This window comes from Brevundimonas sp., from assembly GCF_052436175.1.
In the GTDB taxonomy this organism is placed as follows: Bacteria; Pseudomonadota; Alphaproteobacteria; order Caulobacterales; family Caulobacteraceae; genus Brevundimonas.
In genome coordinates this window covers 1-19777 of the sequence record NZ_JBQVNM010000034.1, presented here as the reverse complement: position 1 = coordinate 19777, position 19777 = coordinate 1, and the positions used below count along the sequence as shown (strand labels likewise).

Sequence of the window (19777 nt, the reverse complement as noted above, 5' to 3'; positions counted from 1 at the left end):
TCAAACGCGCTCAACTGCACGGCTGGAGAAGCTGAGGTCGCCATGCCCAGAAAATTCCTCGTCGTCGTCGATGACAGCCCCGAGTTCGACGCCGCCCTTCGCTACGCCTCGCGCCGGGCGCGCTCGACCGGCGGTCGTGTCGTGCTGCTGCGCGTGACGCCGGACAGTTCGGACGAACACTGGGCCGGGGTGCGCGAGGAGATCCAGCGCCAGCAGAGGGCGGAGGCGGAGCTGCTTCTGGCCCGGCTGGGCGAACAGGTGATCGAACGGTCCAGCGCCGAACCCGTCTTCGTCATCGAGGAGGGCGACGCCACCGCCGCGATCCGCAAGGTCGTGGGGCAGGATCCCGAGATCAAGATTCTGGTTCTGGCCGCGGCCGGGGGAGGGCGGTCGCCGGGGCCGCTGGTGTCCGCCGTCCTGAAACAGGGCGCAGCCTTTGGCGGGCGGAAGCTGCCCGTGACCATCGTGCCGGGGGAGCTGTCGGATCAGGACATCGAGGATCTGGCATAGCCAGATCCTGCGCTAACGCTCGCGACGCGGTCGCTCGCTACTTGAGCGCGCGGGCCTCTCCCTCCCCATCATGGGGAGGGAGGCTGAGGCGTAGCCGAAGCCGGGTGGGGATGTGTGACGCCCCGCGATCTCGGCGGTGGCGGACTTCCCCACCCGGGCTCGCCTTGCTCGCCGTCCCTCCCCATGAAGGGGAGGGAGAAACACCGGCGCACTTGAACCAGAGCCGCTCCGGGCGCATCTGCACCCCATGTTCATCCAGACCGAACCCACGCCCAATCCGACCGTGCTGAAGTTCCTGCCCGGGCGCGACGTCGCGCCGGCCGGGGCGCGCGAGTTTCGCACCATCGACGAGGCGACGGCCTCGCCCCTGGCCGAGGCCCTGTTCGAGCTTGAGGGGGTGACCGGCGTCTTCTTCGGCGCCGACTACATCTCGGTGACCCGTGAAGCCCAGGGGCCCGAGTGGAACGAGATGAAGCCGCCGATCCTGGCCGCGATCATGGACGCCTTCACCTCCGGCCAGCCCCTGCTGCGCGACCTTGGCGTGGCGGCCGAGGATCAGGGCGACGACAGCGAGATCGTGGCCGAGATCAAGCAGCTGCTCGACAGCCGCATCCGCCCGGCCGTGGCCCAGGACGGGGGCGACATCCTGTTCGACGCCTTCGACGAGGAGACCGGCGTCCTGAGCCTGCGGATGCGCGGCGCCTGCGCCGGCTGCCCGTCGTCGTCCGCCACCCTGAAACAGGGCGTCGAGCAGATGATGCGCCACTATGTGCCCGAGGTGACCCGGGTCGAGCAGGTGATCTGACGTCGGCCGTTTCATGAAACGGATCGGCTCTGGAGCCGGGCGTCGAAACCCGGCATCCTGACCCCATGATCCCGACCGATCCGACCGACAGGACGGCCTCGCATGAGGCGGAGCGTCTGGGCGCCGCCCTGGCCCAGATCCGCAAGACCCTGGGCCTCAGCCAGGCCGAGGCCGGCGCCCGCATCGGCATGACCAGCCAGGGTTGGGGTCTCTACGAGGCGGGGCGTCGCCCCGGCCTGTTCCGCCCCGACGTCCAGCGCCGCCTGACCGGAGCTCTGGACGCCTCGCCGGAAGACCTGGCCCTCATCCTGGCCCGGAGCCCGTCGTCGGGGCCCGTCGCCACCCCCGCCGATGGGGTGGCGTCCGGGAGCCGCGCCTATCGGGCCGGACCCGCCGGTCCAGGTCCGGCCGCGTCTGGTCCGGGCGGCCGCGAGCGAATGCAGCTGTCCACCGACGACCTGGCGCCCTGGGCCGGGTCCGGCGTGACGCTGGAATACGATCCCGGGCGCTGGCCGCGTCGCGACCAGGGCTGCGTCATCGGGCTGGCCGACGGGTCGCGCCAGGTGAGGATCTATGACCATGCGGACGGCGAGGCCCTGTATCTGCGCGGCGGCCCCGGAGGGCTGGAGGTCGCGACGCCCCTGGCGCGCAGCGATGTGGCCTGGGTCGCGGCCGTCGTCGCCCGGCTGGAATCGTGATGAAACGAAAAAGTTGCATTATGGATCGTTTCATGAAACTCTCTTCGGAAAGACGGAGGGGGGATGTCCGGGATGTCGAGGAGGCCGGACGAGGCGGACGCCCATATCGGCCGAAGGATCGCCGCGCGCCGCCAAGCCCTGGGTCTCAGTCAGGACGCCCTGGCCCGGAGGCTGGGCCTCAGCTTCCAGCAGATCCAGAAGTACGAATCCGGCGCCAACCGGGTGCCGGCCTCGCGCCTGAACCGCATCGCCGCCCTGCTGGGCGCGCCCATCGGCCAGTTCCTGCCCGGCCCGCCGGTGTTCCAGGAGGCGCAGATCGAGGAGGAGGGGGTCCATGGCGAGTTGACGGCCCTGGCGACGGCATTTCGCGCGATCGAGAATCAGGGCGTGCGTCTGGCCCTGGTCTGCGTCGTCCAGGCCCTGGGGCGGGGCTGACGCGGACCCGGAGGGCGGCGGCATGAAGGTGCTGGTCATGGATACCGCGCTGGACGCCTGCACCGCCGCCGTGTTCGAGGACGGCCGGGCGCTGGCCGAACGGTCCGAAGCCATGGCGCGCGGGCATCAGGAGCGGATCGGCGTTCTGGTCCGCGATGCGGCGGAGGAAGCGGGCGGGTTCGACGGGATCGACCGGATCGGGGTGACGGTCGGACCGGGCTCCTTCACCGGTCTGAGGGTCGGACTGTCCTTCGCCCAGGGTCTGGGCGCGGCCCTCGGCCGGCCGGTGATCGGGATTTCGACCCTTAAGGCCCTGGCGGCCTCGGCGCCGGATCCCTCCGGCCGTCTCGCCGCCGTGATCGACGCCCGCCGGGGCCAGGTCTATCTGCAGACCTTCATCGACGGCGCCCCGGACGGAGAGCCCGCGCCCTGGGATGTCGAGGCCGCGCGTCTGCATCTGGGAAACGCGGGGGCCGGGTGGCGGCTGATCGGCGGCGGCGCGGCCCTGATCGCTCCGGCGGGGGCCGAGATTCTCGACCTCGTCACGCCGACGGCGGCGGCCCTGGCGGCCCTGACCCTGGCCGCCGATCCGGCGACGGCTCCGGCTCGACCCCTTTATCTGCGCGCGCCGGACGCCACGCCCCCGACCCGCCTGCCGGGACAGGCGCGGACGAAGCCGGTCGAGGCATGAGCGAGGCCGCCGGCTTGCGCGCCCTCGGTTTAGGGGACGCCGAGGCGCTGGCGATCCTCCATTCGGCGGCCTTTGCCGCGCCCTGGGACGCAGAGGCCCTGGGCGATCTTCTGTCCCAGGCCGGGACCGTGGCGATTGGGCGCGAGGGGGCGGGCTTCATCCTGTGTCGCGTGGTCGCGGACGAGGCCGAGATCCTGACCCTGGCCACGACGCCCGATGCGCGTCGACGAGGTCTGGGGCGGCGGCTGGTCGAAGCGGCGGCGACAGAGGCGACCGGACGCGGCGCGACCCGGCTCTTTCTCGAGGTGGCCGAGGACAATGTCGCGGCCCGGGCCCTGTACGGCCGCACCGGCTTCGTCGAGATCGGCCGACGTCGAGCCTATTATGCGCGGCCCGAAGGCCGGGCGATGGACGCGCTGGTTCTGGCCCTCGATCTGGCCCCTGATCTGGAACTGGCCCCGACGGAAGACTGAAAAGGGCGTCTTCCCTCGAACTGATCCGCCGCCTATTCTGTCCAACCATGGACCGGATCGAAAAACTCTGCGCCGAGCGCGGCATGCGCATGACCGAACAGCGGCGCGTCATCGCGCGGGTTCTGTCCAATGCAGAGGACCACCCGGACGTGGAGGAGCTGTACCGTCGCGCCTCCGCGATCGACCCCCATATCTCCATCGCCACCGTCTATCGCACCGTGCGCCTGTTCGAGGAGGCGGGGGTGGTGGAGAAGCACGACTTCGGCGACGGACGCAGCCGCTATGAGGAGGCGGGCGACGACCACCACGACCACCTGATCGACACCAGGACCGGCGAGGTCATTGAGTTCTTCGACGCCGAGATCGAGCGGCTGAAGACCGAGATCGCCGAACGCCTCGGCTTCGAACTGGTCGGCCACAAGCTGGAACTCTATGGCAAGGCCATCGAGGGGGCCGAACCGGCCAAGCGCGAGGGGTTGATCTTCACCCGCCACGCCGCGCGGATCGATCCGAAAAAGATCGAGATTTGACCGCCGACAGGCTGAATCCGTCCACGGTTCATGTCGCGCGACGCGCGGCGGGCGACTAGGTAACTGCCCATGACCGACACCCTCGTTCCGCCGAAGGCCGGGACCGGCGCGCCCAAGCGTCTGTTCATCAAGACCTACGGCTGTCAGATGAATGTCTATGACAGTGAGCGCATGGCCGATGTCCTGCGTCCGCTGGGTTACGCCACGACCGACACGGCCGAGGGCGCCGACTTCGTCATCCTGAACACCTGCCATATCCGCGAGAAGGCGGCGGAGAAGGTCTATTCCGAGCTCGGCAAGATGCGCGAGCTGAAGGAGGCCAAGGCGGCGGCGGGGCAGGGCGGCATGACCATCGCCGTGGCCGGGTGCGTCGCCCAGGCCGAGGGCGAGGAGATCATGAAGCGCCAGCCGGCGGTCGATCTGGTCGTCGGACCCCAGGCCTATCACCAGCTGCCGGAACTGCTGACCCGCACGGCGCGGGCGCGGGGCGAACGGATCGGCGCCGACTTCGCGCCCGATGAGAAGTTCGACGCCCTGCCGGCCGAGCGGGGGGTGGAGGGCTTCACCGCCTTCCTGACGGTGCAGGAGGGCTGCGACAAGTTCTGCACCTTCTGCGTGGTGCCCTATACGCGCGGCGCCGAATGGTCGCGGCCGGTGGCGGCCATCCTGTCCGAGGCGCGGGAGCTGGCGGCCAAGGGGGTTCGAGAAATCACTTTGCTGGGCCAGAACGTCAACGCCTATGACGGCGAGGGGCCGGACGGGACGCCGTCGTCGCTGGCGCGGCTGGCCTATCTGCTGGCCGAAATCCCCGGTCTGGACCGCATCCGCTATACGACCAGTCACCCGAACGACATGTCGGACGACCTGATCGAGGCGCACCGCGATCTGGACGTGCTGATGCCCTGGCTGCATCTGCCGGTGCAGTCGGGGTCGGACCGCATCCTGCGACTGATGAACCGCAAGCACGGGCGGCAGAAGTATTTAGACCTGGTCGAGCGTATCCGCGAGGCGCGGCCCGACATGGCGATGTCCGGCGACTTCATCGTCGGCTTCCCGGGCGAGACCGATCGGGATTTCGAGGACACGATGGATCTGGTCAGGAAGGTCCGGTACGCCTCGGCCTTCTCCTTCATGTATTCGCCGCGCCCGGGCACCCCGGCCTCGACCATGGGGGCCCAGGTTCCGGCGGAGGTCTCGCGCGAACGGCTGCAGGCGCTCCAGACCCTGTTGTTCGAGCAACAGACCGCCTTCAATGAATCCCGGGCGGGGATGACCATTCCCGTCCTGTTCGAACGGCAGGGCAAGTTCGACGGCCATGTGACGGGGCGCTCGCCCTGGCTGCAGCCGGTCTATGTGGACGGGGTCGCGGATCAACTGATCGGCCGGATCGTTCCGGTGAAGATCGAGACCGGCGGGCTGAAATCCCTGAGCGGTCGCCTCGTCGAACCCGTCGGCGCAGCCGCTTCCGAGAAAGTCTTACATGGCGCGTGAATCCGAATTCTTGGCCCTTGACGACGACGCGCTGCGGGCCGTGATCGGTCCGGCCAGCCGCCACGTCGCCCTGATCGAGGACGCCTTCAAGGTGCTGATCGAGGCGCCCGGCGGCGGGGTGTCGATCAACGGCGGCGCGCGCGACCGGGCCAATGCCAGACAGGTGGTGAGCCAGCTGGCCGAACGGGTCGCCAAGGGCGCCCAGGTCAATGAGGCCGACGTGCGCGCGACCATCGCCGTGGCCCGCACGGGCGTCTCGGGCGGCGGGCGGACGGTGGACCCCATGGCCCTGCCGATCGGCAAGCGCGGCGCCATCGTGCCCAAGACCAACGCCCAGGCCCGGTATCTGGAGACCCTGGCCAATCACGAACTGACCTTCGGCGTCGGGCCGGCGGGGACGGGCAAGACCTTCCTGGCCGCCGCCTATGGCGCCTCCCTGTTGCGGCGGGGCCAGGTGGACCGGCTGGTCATCACCCGGCCGGCGGTCGAGGCGGGGGAGAAGCTGGGTTTCCTGCCCGGCGATCTGAACGAGAAGGTCGATCCCTATCTGGCGCCCATCTGGGAGGCGCTGAACGACATCTTGGGCGCCGAGGACGTGCAGCGGCGGCGCGACAAGGGGGAGATCGAGGCGGCGCCCATCGCCTTCATGCGCGGCCGGACCCTGAGTCACGCCTTCATCATCGTGGACGAGGCCCAGAACACCTCGCGCCTGCAGATGAAGATGGTCCTGACCCGGCTGGGGGAGGGGGCGCGGATGGTGGTCACCGGCGACCCGTCGCAGATCGACCTGTTGAACCCGCGCGACAGCGGCCTGGCCCACGCCCTGCGCATCCTGCGTGACGTGAAGGGGGTCGGGGTGCTGGAGTTCGCGGCCGAGGATGTGGTGCGTCACGCCATGGTCGAGCGGATCGTGCGCGCCTATGACGCCGATTCCGCGCGGGGCAGGCCCCAGGACCGGGCCGGCGCCGACCTCGAAGACCCGGCCCAATGATCGAGATCGAGGTCGAGGCCGAGGACTGGACGGACGCCGTCGACGACGTCGAGGCGGTGGTAGAGCGGGCGGCCGTGGCGGCGCTGGGAACCGCGTCGGGCGGGGTGGTCATCCTGCTGACCGACGACGGGACGGTGCGGGATCTGAACGCCCGGTTCCGGGGCAAGGACCGGCCGACAAACGTGCTGTCGTTCCCGGCGGCGGAGGTGCCGGGGGCGGACCCCCAGCCTCTGGGGGACATCGTCCTGGCCTGGGGCGTCTGCGCGGCCGAGGCGGCGGATCAGGGCAAGAGCCTGCGCAGCCACCTGACCCATCTGGTCGTCCATGGGGTGCTCCACCTGCTGGGTCGCGACCACGAGGTCGAGGCCGAGGCGGAAGCGATGGAGGCCGAGGAGCGGACCATTCTGGCGGGCCTCGGGATTTCCGACCCCTATGAGCTGCCCCATGACGGGTGAGGCCGTGACGACGCCGGGGAGCGCGAAATCCTGGGCGGCGAACCGCTGGATCACGAATCGTTGGGCGCGGATCGCTGCGGCCCTGACGGCCGGGGCCGGGGCGGCCTTGGCCCATCCGCCGTTCGGGTTCCTGCCGGGGCTGCTGGCCTATCCCCTGCTGATGCTGCTGGCCGAGCGGTCAGCGAGCGTGCGCGGCGCCTTCTGGATGGGGTGGCTGGCGGGCTTCGCCTATTTCCTGATCGGCTGCTGGTGGGTGGCGGAGGCCTTCATGGTCGACCCGGCCCAGGCCTGGATGGCGCCCTTCGCCGCCAGCCTGTTGCCGGCGGGGCTGGGTCTGTTCTGGGGAACGGCGACGGCCCTGTATCGCCGGTTCGCCCCGGTCGGCGTGCGGCGGGTTCTGTTGTTCGCGGCCCTGTTCTGTCTGCTCGAATGGCTGCGCGGCCATGTGCTGACGGGCTTTCCTTGGAACCCCGCAGGAGCGGCGTGGAAGGCGGGATCGGCCATGTCCCAGTTCGCCTCGGTGGTCGGCGTCTATGGCCTGAGCGTCGTCACGGTCGCGGCCTTTGCGGCCTTCGGCGCGGTGTTCGGGGCGGGGACGCGGCGGGTGCGGATCGGGACGGCGCTGGCGGGGGTCGCGGTCCTGGCGGGCCTGTTCGCCTTCGGTGCGGGTCGTCTGGCCTCGGCCCGGGTGGAGAACACCGACACGATGGTGCGGCTGGTCCAGGCCAACATCGCGCAAGAGTCGAAATGGACGCCGGAAGCCTATCAGTCGATCGTGGATCGCTATGTGGGCCTGACCGCACAGGCTCCGGCCGGGCGTCGGCCGGACATCGTGGTCTGGCCCGAGGGGGCCCTGCCGGCCAGCGCCAACACCGTCTTCGCTGCGGGCGCGCCCGAGGCGGCGGCGATCTCGGCCGCGCTCCAGCCCGGACAGATCCTGCTGATGGGACTGGCGCGGGGCGAGCCCACGCCAGGCGGCGAGGATCGCTATTTCAACAGTCTGTTCGCCCTGGCCGACGAGGGCGGTGCGGGGCTGAGGGTGGCGGCCGTCTATGACAAGCACCGGCTGGTGCCGTTCGGGGAATACCTGCCCTTGGGCGGACTGATGAGCGCGCTCGGGGTCCGCAGTCTGGTGCATATGCCCGCCGACTTCTCGGCCGGGCCGAGGCCGGCGCCGATCGACCTGCCGGGGCGGCCCCGGGTCCAGCCCCTGATCTGCTACGAGAGCCTCTATCCGGGGTTCACGCCCGGGGGTGTCGGGCGGCCGGACTGGATCGTCAATGTCTCGAACGACGCCTGGTTCGGGGCCACGTCGGGGCCGCTGCAGCATCTGAACCTCGCGTCCTACCGCGCCATCGAGACGGGCCTGCCGGTGGCGCGGGCGACGCCGACGGGGGTGTCGGCCATGATCGATCCCTGGGGCCGGGTCTTGCCGGGTCAGAGTCTGGGGTCGGGTGAAAGCGGGGTGATCGACGTCCTGTTGCCCCGGCCGACGGCGCCGACCCTCTATGGGCGGATCGGCGACCTGCCGTTCGGTCTGGCGGTTCTGGCCGGACTGATCGCGGGCGGGGCGTCGTTCAGGAGGCGAGGCGCATGAGCCGGACCCGCGACGACCTGCTGAAGACGCGGCACATCGACGTCCTGATCGGGCGGCGGTTGCGCGAGATCCGCGAGTCCATGGGACTGACTCAGGAACAGGTGGGGATCGCTCTGGGCGTGTCGGCCAAGAGCGTGGGCAATGTCGAGAGCGGCGACCGGATCCCGGCGTCGCGGCTGTGGCAGTTCTGCGGGGCCTATGGGATCGAGGTCCACGACGTCTTCGCGGGCCTGCCCGATGAGGTGGGGCCGCCCGCGACGACCGATCTGGTCGCCCCGGCCGCAGCGGGCGTGTGGGAAGGCGACGAGGCGACATTCACCGCCATGCCGAATGATCCGCTGGTGATCGCCATCACCGACGCGGCGGCGGGATTGACGCCTCTGGAGCGCGCCCTGGCTCTGGCGGCGGTGCGCGGCATCGGCTCGAAAACCCTCAGAAAAGTCTAGCTTTGACAAAGATGGGGCATGATACGAAAAGGACCATGCCTGTTGTTCAGGGTTTCCGTCCAAGGATCGCTTTCTGCACAGCGACATCCCGGGTGGAAATCCATCGTCGCCGTGGCCCTGGGTCGGGCGGGCATGGGTTGAGCGTGTCGCCGATCGGCGGCTTTTGTAATGATCTAGCTGATCGTGGGGACGGCGAAGACCAATGGCTAAGGGCGTAAAAGAAGACGGGCCGCATCCGGTCGATCGGCATGTCGGCCGCAGGGTCAGCGAGAAGCGGATCGGTCTGGGCTATAACCAGAGCGATCTGGGCCGGGCGCTCGGCCTGACCTTCCAGCAGATCCAGAAGTACGAGAAGGGCGCCAACCGCATCTCGGCCTCCAAGCTCTGGGACATCGCCCGCTTCTTCAAGGTCGACATCGGCTATTTCTTCCAGGGTCTGGCGACAAACGCCGCGGGCGTGGCCGAAGACGCTCCGGCCTTCGATCACGACTATCCGTCCACCCGCTATTCGATCGAGATCGCCCGGCTGGCGCCGCAACTGTCCAGCCGCCAGCAGAAGCTGGCCCTCGACCTGCTGCGCGAAATGGTCGAGCAGAAGCAGCAGGACGAACCCGCCGCCTGAGCGTCGGCGTTCACACCCATCTATTCGCTGTTCGACGAGGTACGGCGCTGACCGAAGGTCGGGGCCCGCGACTTCTGTTCGGCCCAGTAGCGCGGCCCGTCATCCGGCTTGAACATGGTGCGCGGCGTGCCGTCACGCGCCACCACGGCGAAGGTGTTGGTCGAGGCCTGGTAATAGAGGGTGTCGCCGTTCGGCCGTTTGGCCGTATCGGCGTCGCGGGGCGGGTTGCGGGTGAAGGCCTGGAGCTTGACCAGATAGTCGTCGGCCGTCCGCGCCCCGAAGGCCGCGCCGTTGCGCTCGAACAGGCGGGTCACCTTGGCGTCGGCCGTCTCTCGCCGGTTGGCCGTGACGACGGTCTTGACCGCCTGTTCGGTCTCGACCGCCTCGACCGGCGCTGTCTCGGTCAGGGCCACGGCGGCCAGGGGCGCATCCACCGCCGCCCGATCCCGCGTCTGCACCGCCGACGGCCCGTTGTCGCATCCTGCGGTCAGGCCCAGTCCCACACCCGCCGCCATGGCGGCCACGATCATCCGGTTCGTCATCTCGACCCTCCCACTGTCGCGTTCCGTGAACACAGTTAGGCACGGATAGAATGTTCCTGCAATGTTCTTTTGTTAACCAATCTGAACGTGTCGACGGCCGGGCGCGGGGCGGGTAGGGAAAGACATGGCCCAAGCCCCCCTGACGTCCCGAAAAATCCTGCTGATCGTGGGCGGCGGCATCGCGGCCTACAAGGCGCTGGAGCTGGTGCGGCTGATCCGCAAGGCCGGCGGCGAGGTCCAGGCCGTGCTGACGGCGGCGGGGGCCGAGTTCGTGACGCCCCTGTCCCTGGCGGCCCTGACCGGCCATCCGGTGCGCCAGACCCTATTCATGCCCGAGGACGAGACCTCGATGGGCCATATCGAACTGTCGCGCTGGGCCGACCTGATCGTGGTGGCGCCCGCGACGGCGGGGTTGATCGCCAAGGCGGCCAACGGTCTGGCCGACGACCTGGCGTCGACGACCCTGATCGCGACCGACAAGAAGACCCTGCTGGCCCCGGCCATGAATGTGCGGATGTGGCTGCATCCGGCGGTCCAGGCCAATGTCGAACGGCTCAAGGGTTTCGACGGCTTCCACGGCATGGCGGTGGTGGGCCCCGATGACGGAGAGATGGCCTGCGGCGAATACGGGCCGGGACGGATGGCCGAGCCCGCCGCGATTATGGACGCCATCGTCCGGCTTCTGGACGGGCCGGACGGGCGGCCGCTGAGCGGCAAGCGTGCCGTCGTCACCGCCGGTCCGACCTTCGAGGCCATCGATCCGGTGCGGGGTCTGACCAACCGGTCCAGCGGCAAACAGGGCTACGCCATCGCCGCCGCCCTGGCCGATCTTGGCGCGGAGGTGACCCTGGTGTCCGGGCCGACAGCCCTGGCGGTTCCGGTGGGCGTGACCCGCATCGACGTCGAGAGCGCCGTGGAGATGCAGAGGGCGACGCACGCCGCCCTGCCCGCCGATGTCGCGGTGCTGAGCGCCGCCGTGGCCGACTGGCGGGTGGACGGGGTGGCCTCGGGCAAGATCAAGAAAGGGCCGGGCGGGCCGCCGACCCTGGCCCTGATCGAGAACCCGGACATTCTGGCGGGGCTGGCCGCGCCGGGCCCGAACCGGCCGACGCTGGTGATCGGCTTCGCCGCCGAGACCTCGGATCTGGAGACCAACGCCCGGTCGAAACTGTCGCGCAAGGGCTGCGACTGGATCGTCGGCAACGACGTGTCCGACGACGTGTTCGGCTCGGACGGAAACACCGTCATGCTGGTCACCCGCGAGGGCGCCGAGACCTGGCCGCGCCAGTCCAAGGCCGAGATCGCCCGCGCGCTCGCCGCCCGCATCGCCGACCATCTGACGAAAGCCTGAGACCGACATGACGACGCTTCGCATCCAGCGCCTGCCCCATTCCGAGGGTCTGGCGCTTCCGGCCTATGAGACGACGGGATCGGCCGGGATGGACCTGCGCGCCGCCGTGGCCGAGGACGCGCCGGTCACCCTGGCGCCCGGGGCGCGGGCCCTGGTGCCCACGGGGCTGAAGATCGCGCTGGAGCCGGGCTGGGAGGCCCAGGTGCGGCCGCGTTCAGGGCTGGCGCTCAAGCACGGGATCACCTGCCTGAACTCGCCGGGCACCATCGACAGCGACTATCGCGGCGAGGTGGGGGTGATCCTCGCCAACCTGGGTCAGGAGCCCTTCGTCATCCGCCGCGGCGAACGCATCGCCCAGATGGTGATCGCGCAACATGCCCAGGCCGTCATCGCCGAGGTTGAGACGCTCAATGAGACGGTGCGGGGCGCGGGCGGCTTCGGCTCGACGGGCCGCTAGACCGGCGGCGCGGTCGGCTGGATCAGGCTCTGTCGCCTCCGCACGTGTTCGCGCCAGGCGGTGTAGAGGCCGCCTGTGGCGATCAGGGCGGCGCCGGTCAGGGTGCTGACGGTCGGGGGCGTGTGCAGCAGCCACCAGCCGAAAATGACGGCGCCGACGATCTGGAGATAGTCGAACGGGGCGACGACCGAGACGGGAGCGTTCTGCAGCGAACTGGTCATGAAGAGCTGACCCAGGCCCCCCGTCACCCCGGCGCCGATCAGGAGGGCGAAGGTCTGGGGCTCATGCATCCGGCCGAAGACCGGCAGGGTCAGGGCGCCGACCGTCGAACAGGCCACGAAGAACCAGAAGACGATGGCGGCGACATGCTCGGTGCGGCCGAGCTGGCGCAGGGTGATGGTCACCCCGGCGGTCAGGACGGCGGCCAGCAGGCCGACCGCGACGCCGGCGAGGGGCAGGGCGTGTTCGGCGACGCCCGACAGGCTGTCGAGCGGGCGGGTCACGATCAGGACGCCGAGGAAGCCGACGGCGACGGCGGCCCAGCGCCGGATTCCGACCTGTTCCTTCAGCAACAGGAAGGACAGGATGGTGGCGAAGATGGGGGCGGTGAAGCTGAGGGTGGTCGCGTCGGCCAGCGGCAGGAGGCTGAGGGCTTGGAAGACGCAGAAGATGGAGGAGACCCCGATCACGCTGCGCAGGACATGGGCCCAGGGGTTTTTCGGCTTCAGCGCCCAGATCGCGCCCCGGAGGCCGCCCTGGCTGATCAGCACCCAGGCCACCACGACGGGCAGGCCGAAGAAGGCGCGGTAGAAGACCATCTCGGGCGCCGAGACCTGATCCTCTGCGGACAGTTTCAGGAGGGCGGCCATCACGGAAAAGGAGCCGGCCGCGCAGAGGCGCAGGGCGATGCCGCGTCCGATCTGGTCGGCGGATGGGCTTACGGCGCTCACGCCTGCCTGAAGCCGAGCACGTCCTGCATGTCGTAGAGGCCGGGGCGGCGGGTGCGGACCCAGGCGGCGGCGGCCACGGCGCCCTTGGCGAACAGGGACCGGTCGATGGCCGAATGGCTGAGGGTCAGGGTCTCGGCCGAGGAGGCGAACAGGACCGAATGGTCGCCGACGATGCCGCCGGCGCGGATCGAGGCGAAGCCGATCTTTCCGGGTTCGCGTTCGCCGGTGATGCCGTCATAGGGGGGCAGGCGGACCTCGGACAGATCGACGCCACGCCCGTCGGCGGCGGCCTCGCCCAGCATCAGGGCCGTGCCGGACGGCGCGTCGACCTTGAGCCGGTGGTGGGCCTCGATGACCTCGATGTCCCAGTCGCGCGGATCCAGCCTCTGGGCCGCATGCTCGACCAGGCCGATCAGGATGTTGACGCCCAGGGAGAAGTTGCCGCTGCGGACGATGGCCACGTTTTCGGCGGCGGCGAGGATCTCGGTTTCCTGTTCCTCGGTGAAGCCGGTCGAGCCGATCACCAGGGCCGGACCGCCCCGTTCGGCGGCCAGTTTCGCCAGGGCGACCGAGGCCTCGGGCGTCGAGAAATCGATGACCACGTCGCACAGGCTGAGGTCCGGGGTTTCGCCCCAGTCGAAGCGGGCGGCGACCACCACGTCGTCACGCGCATCCAGCACCTGATCCACCGCGCGGCCCATCCGCCCCCGGGCGCCGGAGATGCCGGCGTGGAAGATGGCGCTCATGCGCGGCCGGTCCGGGTACGGATCATTGTGCGGTCTCCCGGGGCGACTTGCCCCCGTCCTCGCCGAGAATATCGGCCCAGAAGCGCCGGGCCTTTCCGGCGAAGCTGGTGTTGCGGGGATTCTGGCTCTCGCCGAAGGACAGGGCAAGCTCCTGCATCAACTCCTTCTGGCGGGCGGTCAGGTCGGTGGGGGTCTCGACGAACAGTTCGACCACCAGATCGCCGCGCTGGCGGCCGTTCAGATGGGGCATGCCCTTGCCCTTGATGCGGACGGTCTTGCCGGTCTGGGCGCCGGCGGGCACGGACACGGGCGCCTTGCACTGGCCGTCGCAGGCCTCCGACACCAGGCAGGGGGCGTCGATCTCGCCGCCCAGGGCCGCGACGGTCATGGGAACGGGGACGGTGACCAGAAGATCGAGGTTGTCGCGTTCAAACAGCTCGTGCGGGCTGACCGAGAGGAAGACATAGAGGTCGCCGCGCGGGCCGCCGCGCGTGCCGGCGTCGCCCTCGCCCGTCAGGCGGATGCGCGAACCGTCGTCGACGCCCGCGGGCACCTTGAGGTTCAGGGTGCGGGTCTTCCTGACCTGTCCGTGGCCGTGGCAGGCGGTGCAGACGTCGGCGGGGGCGATGCGCGATCCGGCGCCGCCGCAGGTCGGGCAGGTGCGTTCGACCTGGAAGAAGCCGTTGGCCTGACGCACACGGCCCTGGCCGGCGCAGGTCGAGCAGGTCGAGGCCTTGGCGCCCGGCTTGGCGCCCGAGCCGTCACAGGTGTCACAGGTGGCGGTGGAGGGGACGGAGATATCGACGTCCGCGCCCTTGTAGGCCTGCTCCAGGGTGATCTCGAGATCGTAGCGCAGGTCGGAACCCCGGCGCGGCCCCTGCTGGCGTTGACGGCCGCCACCGCCGAAGACGTCTCCGAAGGCGTCGCCGAAGACCTGGGAGAAGATGTCGTTGACGTCGTGGAAACCCTGGCCGCCGAAGCCGCCCGCCCCGCCGCCGTTGACGCCGTCGTGCCCGAACCGGTCATAGGCGGCGCGCTTCTGGTCATCCGACAGGACCGTATAGGCCTCGGAGATCTCCTTGAACTTCGCCATCGACTCTTCCGAGCCGCCGTTGCGGTCGGGGTGATGGGTCATGGCCAGCTTGCGATAGGCGGCTTTCAGACCGGGGGCGTCGATGGTCCTTTCGACGCCCAGAACCTCGTAATAGTCACGCGCCATCTGGCGTCAGTCCTCTGAATCCCTGGCCCCGTCGATCCCGTCTCTATCCGGACGCGGAAGGAAAGGCCCGACCCACCCGACATGGGGAACGGGTCCGATGATGCAACCTCACGAAACGGCCCCGCTCGTCATGAGACCAGCGGGGCCGCTCGATTTCAGCCGCCTGTGGCGATCAGGCGTCTTTCTTCTGATCTTCGTCCGAGACTTCCTCGAACTCGGCGTCGACCACGCCGTCTTCGGCGGTGGCCGTGGCGTCGTCGCCCGAACCGGACTGGGCCGCATACATGGCCTCGCCCAGCTTCATCGAGGCCTGGACCAGGGTGTTGGTCTTGGTCCGGATGTCCTCGGGGTCCGTGCCGTCGCGCGCGGTCTTCAGCTCGGCCAGACCGGTCTCGATCGCGGCCTTCTCGTCGGCCCCGACCTTGTCGCCGTGCTCGGCCATGGCCTTTTCAGTCGAGTGGATCAGGCTGTCGGCGGCGTTCTGGGCTTCGACCAGCTCCTTCTTGGCCTTGTCGGCTTCGGCGTTGGCCTCGGCTTCCTTGACCATCTTCTCGATGTCGGCGTCCGACAGGCCGCCGTTGGCCTGGATGCGGATCGACTGTTCCTTGTTCGTGGCCTTGTCCTTGGCCGTCACATGGACGATGCCGTTGGCGTCGATGTCGAAGGCGACCTCGATCTGCGGCACGCCGCGCGGGGCCGGCGGGATGCCCGCCAGGTCGAATTGACCCAGCAGCTTGTTGTCGGCCGCCATCGGGCGCTCGCCCTGGAAGACGCGGATCGTCACGGCCGACTGGTTGTCGTCGGCGGTGGAGAAGACCTGGCTCTTCTTGGTCGGGATGGTCGTGTTGCGCTCGATCAGGGGGGTGAAGACGCCGTTCAGGGTCTCGATGCCGAGGGTCAGCGGGGTCACGTCCAGCAGCAGCACGTCCTTGACGTCGCCCTGCAGGACACCGGCCTGAACGGCGGCGCCGAGCGCGACGACTTCGTCAGGGTTCACGCCCTTGTGCGGCTCCTTGCCGAAGAACTTCTTCACGGCTTCCTGCACGGCCGGCATGCGGGTCATGCCGCCGACCAGCACCACTTCGTCGATGTCCGAGGCCTTGAGGCCCGCGTCCTTGAGGGCCTTTTGGCACGGCTCGATCGTACGGGTGATCAGGTCGTCGACCAGGGCTTCCAACTTGGCGCGCGACAGCTTGATGTTCAGGTGCAGAGGGCCCGAGGCGTTCATGGTGATGAACGGCAGGTTGACCTCGTAGGAGGTCGTGGAGCTCAGCTCTTTCTTGGCCTTCTCGGCCTCTTCGCGCAGGCGTTGCAGGGCCAGCTTGTCGTTCCGCAGGTCGACGCCCTGCTCCTTCTTGAACTCGTCGGCCAGATAGTCGGCCAGACGCACGTCGAAGTCCTCGCCGCCCAGGAAGGTGTCGCCGTTGGTCGACTTCACCTCGAACACGCCGTCGCCGATCTCCAGGATCGACACGTCGAAGGTGCCGCCGCCCAGGTCATAGACCGCGATCTTCTGGCCGTCGTTCTTGTCCAGGCCATAGGCCAGGGCCGCCGCGGTCGGCTCGTTGATGATGCGCAGGACTTCAAGTCCGGCGATCTTGCCGGCGTCCTTGGTGGCCTGACGCTGGGAGTCGTTGAAGTAGGCGGGAACCGTGATGACGGCCTGGGTGACCTTCTCGCCGAGGTAGGCCTCCGCGGCCTCCTTCATCTTGGTCAGGGTGAAGGCCGAGATCTGCTGGGGGGAATAGTCCTTGCCGTTGGCGCGCACCCAGGCGTCGCCGTTCGGACCCTTGACGATCTCATAGGGGACCATCCCCTTGTCCTTCGCGACGACGGGATCGTCGAAGTTGCGGCCGATCAGGCGCTTGATCGCGAAGAAGGTGTTGGCCGGGTTGGTGACCGCCTGGCGTTTGGCCGGCTGGCCCACCAGGGTCTCGCCGCCGTCCTGGATGGCGACGACCGACGGGGTCGTGCGATTGCCCTCGGCGTTCTCGATGACCTTGGGGTTCTTGCCTTCCATGACCGCGACGCACGAATTGGTCGTGCCGAGGTCGATGCCGATGATCTTGGCCATATGCTTTACAGTCTCTCCGTCTGGCGGGCGATGCGGCGGCCTTATAGAGCGAAGCGCCGCGCGTGACCGCCCCCGTTTTTTGAAGTCTTGACCCGGCGATGGGGTTCGCCGCCGGACCGGTGGATGTTTTCCGGACAAAAGCCCCAGTGGTTTCGGGGTTTCTCCGGCTGCGAGCGGATATGGGAATGTCAGGGGGGGCCGCAAGGGCTGAACGCGAATCAGGGCGGGGATTCGCAAGGTCCGGCTGCGGCTGTCAGGCCGCGTCAGGCGCGCCGGGACGATCCTGGGCCTAGTCTGGGGTCATGCGGACGCCCGGCGTCCCGAACGGCTCGCCGGAGATGTCGCATGATTTCCCGTTCCCTTATGCGTCGCCCCCCTTCCCGCGCCTTGCCTCCCGGGGTCCTTTTCCGCCGCGTCGCCGTCCCTGTCGCCATCGGCCTGGCCCTGATGATCGGGGGGATCGGCCCCGCGCCGCGCGAGGCCGGGGCGGCCGGATCCGTCGTCGTGCGAGCGGCGGCGGGGTCCGTGCGGGCGCGCGACGCGCATAACCGGCGGGTGAGGGTCCATAATCAGACCGGATGGACCATGACGCGGTTCTACGCCCTCGCCGCCCGGTCGAGCGCGCGCGAGTCCAATCTGCTGGGCGTCGAGGCTCTGGCGTCGGGGGGCAGTTGGGCCCTGGACCTGGACGACGGCTCCGGCGCCTGCGTCTTCGATTTCCGGGCGGAGTTCGCCAACAGCCACACCCTGATCCGGCAGGGGGTCAACGTCTGCCATATCGCCGACTACTATTTCACCCGCTGACAGCGGCGCTTGAGCGAACGTCTCGCCGGCCTAGACTGGCCGGATGCGCCGCTTCCACGAGATCGACACTGGAATGGCCGGGTTCCGGCTGTGGCCCGGCGGCCTGTCGACCCCGGAGCAGGCCGGGTTGGTCGAACAGGTCACGGCGGTGCTGGAGACCGCGCCCCTCTATCGGCCGGTGACGCCGGGCGGGCGGCCTTTCTCGGTGCGGATGAGCAATCTGGGGCCGCTGGGCTGGGTCTCGGACCGGGGCGGTTATCGCTATCAGGCGACGCATCCGGAGACCGGCGCCGCCTGGCCGCCGATGCCTGAACGGCTGATCGACCTGTGGGGCGACCTGACCGGCTGGCCGGAGCCGCCGGACGCCTGTCTGGTCAACCTCTATCGGGGCGAGGCCAGGATGGGGCTGCATCAGGATCGCGACGAGGCGGACCTGACGGCGCCGGTCCTGTCGATCTCCCTGGGCGACACGGCGGTGTTTCGCGTGGCGCCGGCGGAGGGCGTAAGGGGTCGGGCGGTCAAGCTGGCCAGCGGCGACATCTGCGCCCTGACGGGGCCGGCGAGACTGGCGCGGCACGGGATCGACCGGATTCTGGCCGGGTCCTCCGGTCTGATCCCGGGCGGCGGACGTATCAATCTCACCCTGCGCCGCGCGGGGCCCGGAACGGGAGCCTCGGGATCGTGACTCGACGACGGTCCCGGGCCGGGCCAGTGTCGGCCCATCCGTTCGACCGATTGTGGAGAGTTCGATGACCGTCCTGACCCGCCCCGAAGGCAACGCCCCCGGCGACCTGAACCTGTCGCGCCGTTCCCTGGCCACGGCGGCGGCGGGGGGCCTGTTCTTCACCCAGTACGCCACGGCCGCCCTGGCCCAATCGGCCCAGCCGGTGGTCACAGACACGGCGGGGATCGAGGTCGCCGACGTGACCTATCCGGCGCCGGACGGGTTCGATTTGCCGGCCTATGTCGCCCGCCCCGCCGGCGACGGGCCCTTTCCGGTGGTGATCGTGGCGTCGGAGATCTTCGGCATCCACGCCTATATCCAGGATGTCTGCCGCCGGCTGGCCAAGGCCGGCTATGCGGCTGTCGCCCCGGCCTTCTTCGTGCGGGTGGCCGATCCGGCCCCCCTGACGATGGAACAGATGTCGCGCATCCGCGAAATTGTCGGCGCCGCCAAGTACGAACAGGTCATGGGCGACATCGCCGCGACCCTGGACTGGGCCGGCGGGCAGCTCTGGGCCAATGACCAGAAGGTCGGCATCACCGGCTTCTGCTGGGGCGGCAAGGTCGTCTGGCAGGCCTGCGCCCGCTTCCCGGCCATAGACGTCGGCGTGGCCTGGTACGGCCAGCTGGCGCCCTCGCCCACGGCCACGCCGGAACAGACGGCCGCCGGAGCCCCCTGGCCCGTCGATCTGGCCCGCAACCTCAAGGCGCCGGTGCTGGGTCTGTATGGCGAGAAGGACCAGGGCATTCCCCTGACCGCCGTGGAGGCGATGAAATCGGCCCTGGCGGCGGCAGGAACCCCGGCGGCGAGCGCCAGCAGCATTCACGTCTATCCCGGCGCCCAGCACGGCTTCCACGCCGACTACCGCGCCAGCTACAGCGCCCCCGACGCCGCCGACGGCTGGTCCCGCCTGCTCAGCTTGTTCGAGACGCGCCTGAAGGCTTAGGCTCACCGTATCTGGGAGGGATTTGTGGTGCGTAGTGTCCGCCTTCTGGCCCTTGGGGCCGCGCTTCTGTTCATGCCCCTGGCCGCTTGCGGCGGCGGGGGAGGCGGTGGAGGAGGCGGAGCGACCACGCCGCCGGTGACCCCACCGCCTCCCCCACCCCCCCCCCCACCCCCCCCGCCACCGCCCCCCCCCCCCCCCCCCCCACCCCCCCCGCCCACAC

23 protein-coding genes are annotated in these 19777 nt (G+C 69.5%); 18 read left to right on the top strand and 5 right to left on the bottom strand.

Annotated elements, in window-relative coordinates:
• Window positions 1-42 precede the first annotated feature (42 nt).
• The 13 genes from ACT6QK_RS09285 (at window position 43) to ACT6QK_RS09225 (ending at window position 9744) form a co-directional block, all read left to right on the top strand.
• Window positions 43-510, top strand: coding sequence for a universal stress protein (locus ACT6QK_RS09285; RefSeq protein WP_444597548.1), 468 nt, complete (start codon window positions 43-45; stop codon window positions 508-510).
• Window positions 511-757: 247 nt separating this feature from the next.
• Window positions 758-1315 carry a NifU family protein gene (locus tag ACT6QK_RS09280; RefSeq protein ID WP_444597547.1) on the top strand — a complete coding sequence of 186 codons (558 nt, stop codon included), beginning with the start codon at window positions 758-760 and terminating at the stop codon, window positions 1313-1315.
• Between the two features lie 65 nt (window positions 1316-1380).
• Window positions 1381-2013: a helix-turn-helix transcriptional regulator gene (locus tag ACT6QK_RS09275; RefSeq protein WP_444597546.1), complete on the top strand. Its 633-nt coding sequence runs from the start codon at window positions 1381-1383 to the stop codon at window positions 2011-2013.
• A gap of 72 nt (window positions 2014-2085) precedes the next feature.
• Window positions 2086-2448 (top strand): helix-turn-helix domain-containing protein, encoded by a 363-nt coding sequence (locus tag ACT6QK_RS09270; RefSeq protein ID WP_444597545.1) that lies wholly within the window; start codon window positions 2086-2088, stop codon window positions 2446-2448.
• Window positions 2449-2470: 22 nt separating this feature from the next.
• On the top strand, window positions 2471-3139 hold the full coding sequence (gene tsaB / locus ACT6QK_RS09265; RefSeq protein ID WP_444597544.1) for a tRNA (adenosine(37)-N6)-threonylcarbamoyltransferase complex dimerization subunit type 1 TsaB: 669 nt from the start codon (window positions 2471-2473) through the stop codon (window positions 3137-3139).
• Window positions 3136-3612: a ribosomal protein S18-alanine N-acetyltransferase gene (rimI, locus tag ACT6QK_RS09260; RefSeq protein WP_444597543.1), complete on the top strand. Its 477-nt coding sequence runs from the start codon at window positions 3136-3138 to the stop codon at window positions 3610-3612. Before tsaB ends, rimI begins: the two co-directional genes overlap by 4 nt.
• A gap of 47 nt (window positions 3613-3659) precedes the next feature.
• Window positions 3660-4142 (top strand): Fur family transcriptional regulator, encoded by a 483-nt coding sequence (locus tag ACT6QK_RS09255; RefSeq protein ID WP_444597542.1) that lies wholly within the window; start codon window positions 3660-3662, stop codon window positions 4140-4142.
• Window positions 4143-4211: 69 nt separating this feature from the next.
• A complete protein-coding gene (miaB, locus tag ACT6QK_RS09250; protein WP_444597541.1) occupies window positions 4212-5633 on the top strand; it encodes a tRNA (N6-isopentenyl adenosine(37)-C2)-methylthiotransferase MiaB in 1422 nt (473 codons plus the stop codon).
• Window positions 5623-6624, top strand: a complete 1002-nt coding sequence (locus ACT6QK_RS09245; protein WP_444597540.1) for a PhoH family protein — start codon at window positions 5623-5625, stop codon at window positions 6622-6624. The genes miaB and ACT6QK_RS09245 overlap by 11 nt, the downstream gene beginning before the upstream one ends.
• Window positions 6621-7079 carry an rRNA maturation RNase YbeY gene (ybeY, locus tag ACT6QK_RS09240; RefSeq protein WP_444597539.1) on the top strand — a complete coding sequence of 153 codons (459 nt, stop codon included), beginning with the start codon at window positions 6621-6623 and terminating at the stop codon, window positions 7077-7079. The genes ACT6QK_RS09245 and ybeY overlap by 4 nt, the downstream gene beginning before the upstream one ends.
• Window positions 7069-8676 carry an apolipoprotein N-acyltransferase gene (gene lnt, locus ACT6QK_RS09235; RefSeq protein ID WP_444597538.1) on the top strand — a complete coding sequence of 536 codons (1608 nt, stop codon included), beginning with the start codon at window positions 7069-7071 and terminating at the stop codon, window positions 8674-8676. The genes ybeY and lnt overlap by 11 nt, the downstream gene beginning before the upstream one ends.
• Window positions 8673-9122: a helix-turn-helix domain-containing protein gene (locus ACT6QK_RS09230; protein WP_444597537.1), complete on the top strand. Its 450-nt coding sequence runs from the start codon at window positions 8673-8675 to the stop codon at window positions 9120-9122. The genes lnt and ACT6QK_RS09230 overlap by 4 nt, the downstream gene beginning before the upstream one ends.
• A gap of 202 nt (window positions 9123-9324) precedes the next feature.
• Entirely contained in the window at window positions 9325-9744 is a 420-nt protein-coding gene (locus ACT6QK_RS09225) for a helix-turn-helix domain-containing protein (protein ID WP_444597536.1), read from the top strand.
• Between the two features lie 20 nt (window positions 9745-9764).
• On the opposite strand, the gene ACT6QK_RS09220 is transcribed toward ACT6QK_RS09225, so the two are convergent.
• The gene (locus ACT6QK_RS09220) at window positions 9765-10286 is read right to left on the bottom strand and encodes an S-type pyocin family protein (RefSeq protein ID WP_444597535.1); all 522 of its coding nucleotides are present in this window, start codon (window positions 10284-10286) and stop codon (window positions 9765-9767) included.
• A gap of 124 nt (window positions 10287-10410) precedes the next feature.
• On the opposite strand from ACT6QK_RS09220, the gene coaBC reads away from it, so the two are divergent.
• Together coaBC and dut are read left to right on the top strand one after the other, a co-directional pair.
• Window positions 10411-11637 carry a bifunctional phosphopantothenoylcysteine decarboxylase/phosphopantothenate--cysteine ligase CoaBC gene (coaBC, locus tag ACT6QK_RS09215; RefSeq protein ID WP_444597534.1) on the top strand — a complete coding sequence of 409 codons (1227 nt, stop codon included), beginning with the start codon at window positions 10411-10413 and terminating at the stop codon, window positions 11635-11637.
• A gap of 7 nt (window positions 11638-11644) precedes the next feature.
• Window positions 11645-12094 (top strand): dUTP diphosphatase, encoded by a 450-nt coding sequence (gene dut / locus ACT6QK_RS09210; RefSeq protein WP_444597533.1) that lies wholly within the window; start codon window positions 11645-11647, stop codon window positions 12092-12094.
• On the opposite strand, the gene ACT6QK_RS09205 is transcribed toward dut, so the two are convergent.
• From ACT6QK_RS09205 to dnaK, 4 genes are all read right to left on the bottom strand, one after another.
• Window positions 12091-13044 carry a DMT family transporter gene (locus tag ACT6QK_RS09205; protein WP_444597532.1) on the bottom strand — a complete coding sequence of 318 codons (954 nt, stop codon included), beginning with the start codon at window positions 13042-13044 and terminating at the stop codon, window positions 12091-12093. The genes dut and ACT6QK_RS09205 overlap by 4 nt on opposite strands.
• Window positions 13041-13790 carry a 4-hydroxy-tetrahydrodipicolinate reductase gene (gene dapB / locus ACT6QK_RS09200; protein WP_444597531.1) on the bottom strand — a complete coding sequence of 250 codons (750 nt, stop codon included), beginning with the start codon at window positions 13788-13790 and terminating at the stop codon, window positions 13041-13043. Before dapB ends, ACT6QK_RS09205 begins: the two co-directional genes overlap by 4 nt.
• 22 nt (window positions 13791-13812) lie before the next feature.
• Complete coding sequence (gene dnaJ / locus ACT6QK_RS09195) at window positions 13813-15009, bottom strand: molecular chaperone DnaJ (protein ID WP_444597530.1); 1197 nt, start codon at window positions 15007-15009, stop codon at window positions 13813-13815.
• Between the two features lie 172 nt (window positions 15010-15181).
• Window positions 15182-17083: a molecular chaperone DnaK gene (gene dnaK / locus ACT6QK_RS09190; RefSeq protein WP_444597529.1), complete on the bottom strand. Its 1902-nt coding sequence runs from the start codon at window positions 17081-17083 to the stop codon at window positions 15182-15184.
• Window positions 17084-17428: 345 nt separating this feature from the next.
• Between dnaK and ACT6QK_RS09185 the strand changes: the two genes are divergently transcribed.
• The 3 genes from ACT6QK_RS09185 (at window position 17429) to ACT6QK_RS09175 (ending at window position 19557) form a co-directional block, all read left to right on the top strand.
• Entirely contained in the window at window positions 17429-17887 is a 459-nt protein-coding gene (locus ACT6QK_RS09185) for a hypothetical protein (protein WP_444597528.1), read from the top strand.
• Between the two features lie 43 nt (window positions 17888-17930).
• Window positions 17931-18572 carry an alpha-ketoglutarate-dependent dioxygenase AlkB gene (locus ACT6QK_RS09180; RefSeq protein ID WP_444597527.1) on the top strand — a complete coding sequence of 214 codons (642 nt, stop codon included), beginning with the start codon at window positions 17931-17933 and terminating at the stop codon, window positions 18570-18572.
• 64 nt (window positions 18573-18636) lie between these two features.
• The gene (locus ACT6QK_RS09175) at window positions 18637-19557 is read left to right on the top strand and encodes a dienelactone hydrolase family protein (protein ID WP_444597526.1); all 921 of its coding nucleotides are present in this window, start codon (window positions 18637-18639) and stop codon (window positions 19555-19557) included.
• The last annotated feature ends 220 nt before the right edge of the window (window positions 19558-19777 follow it).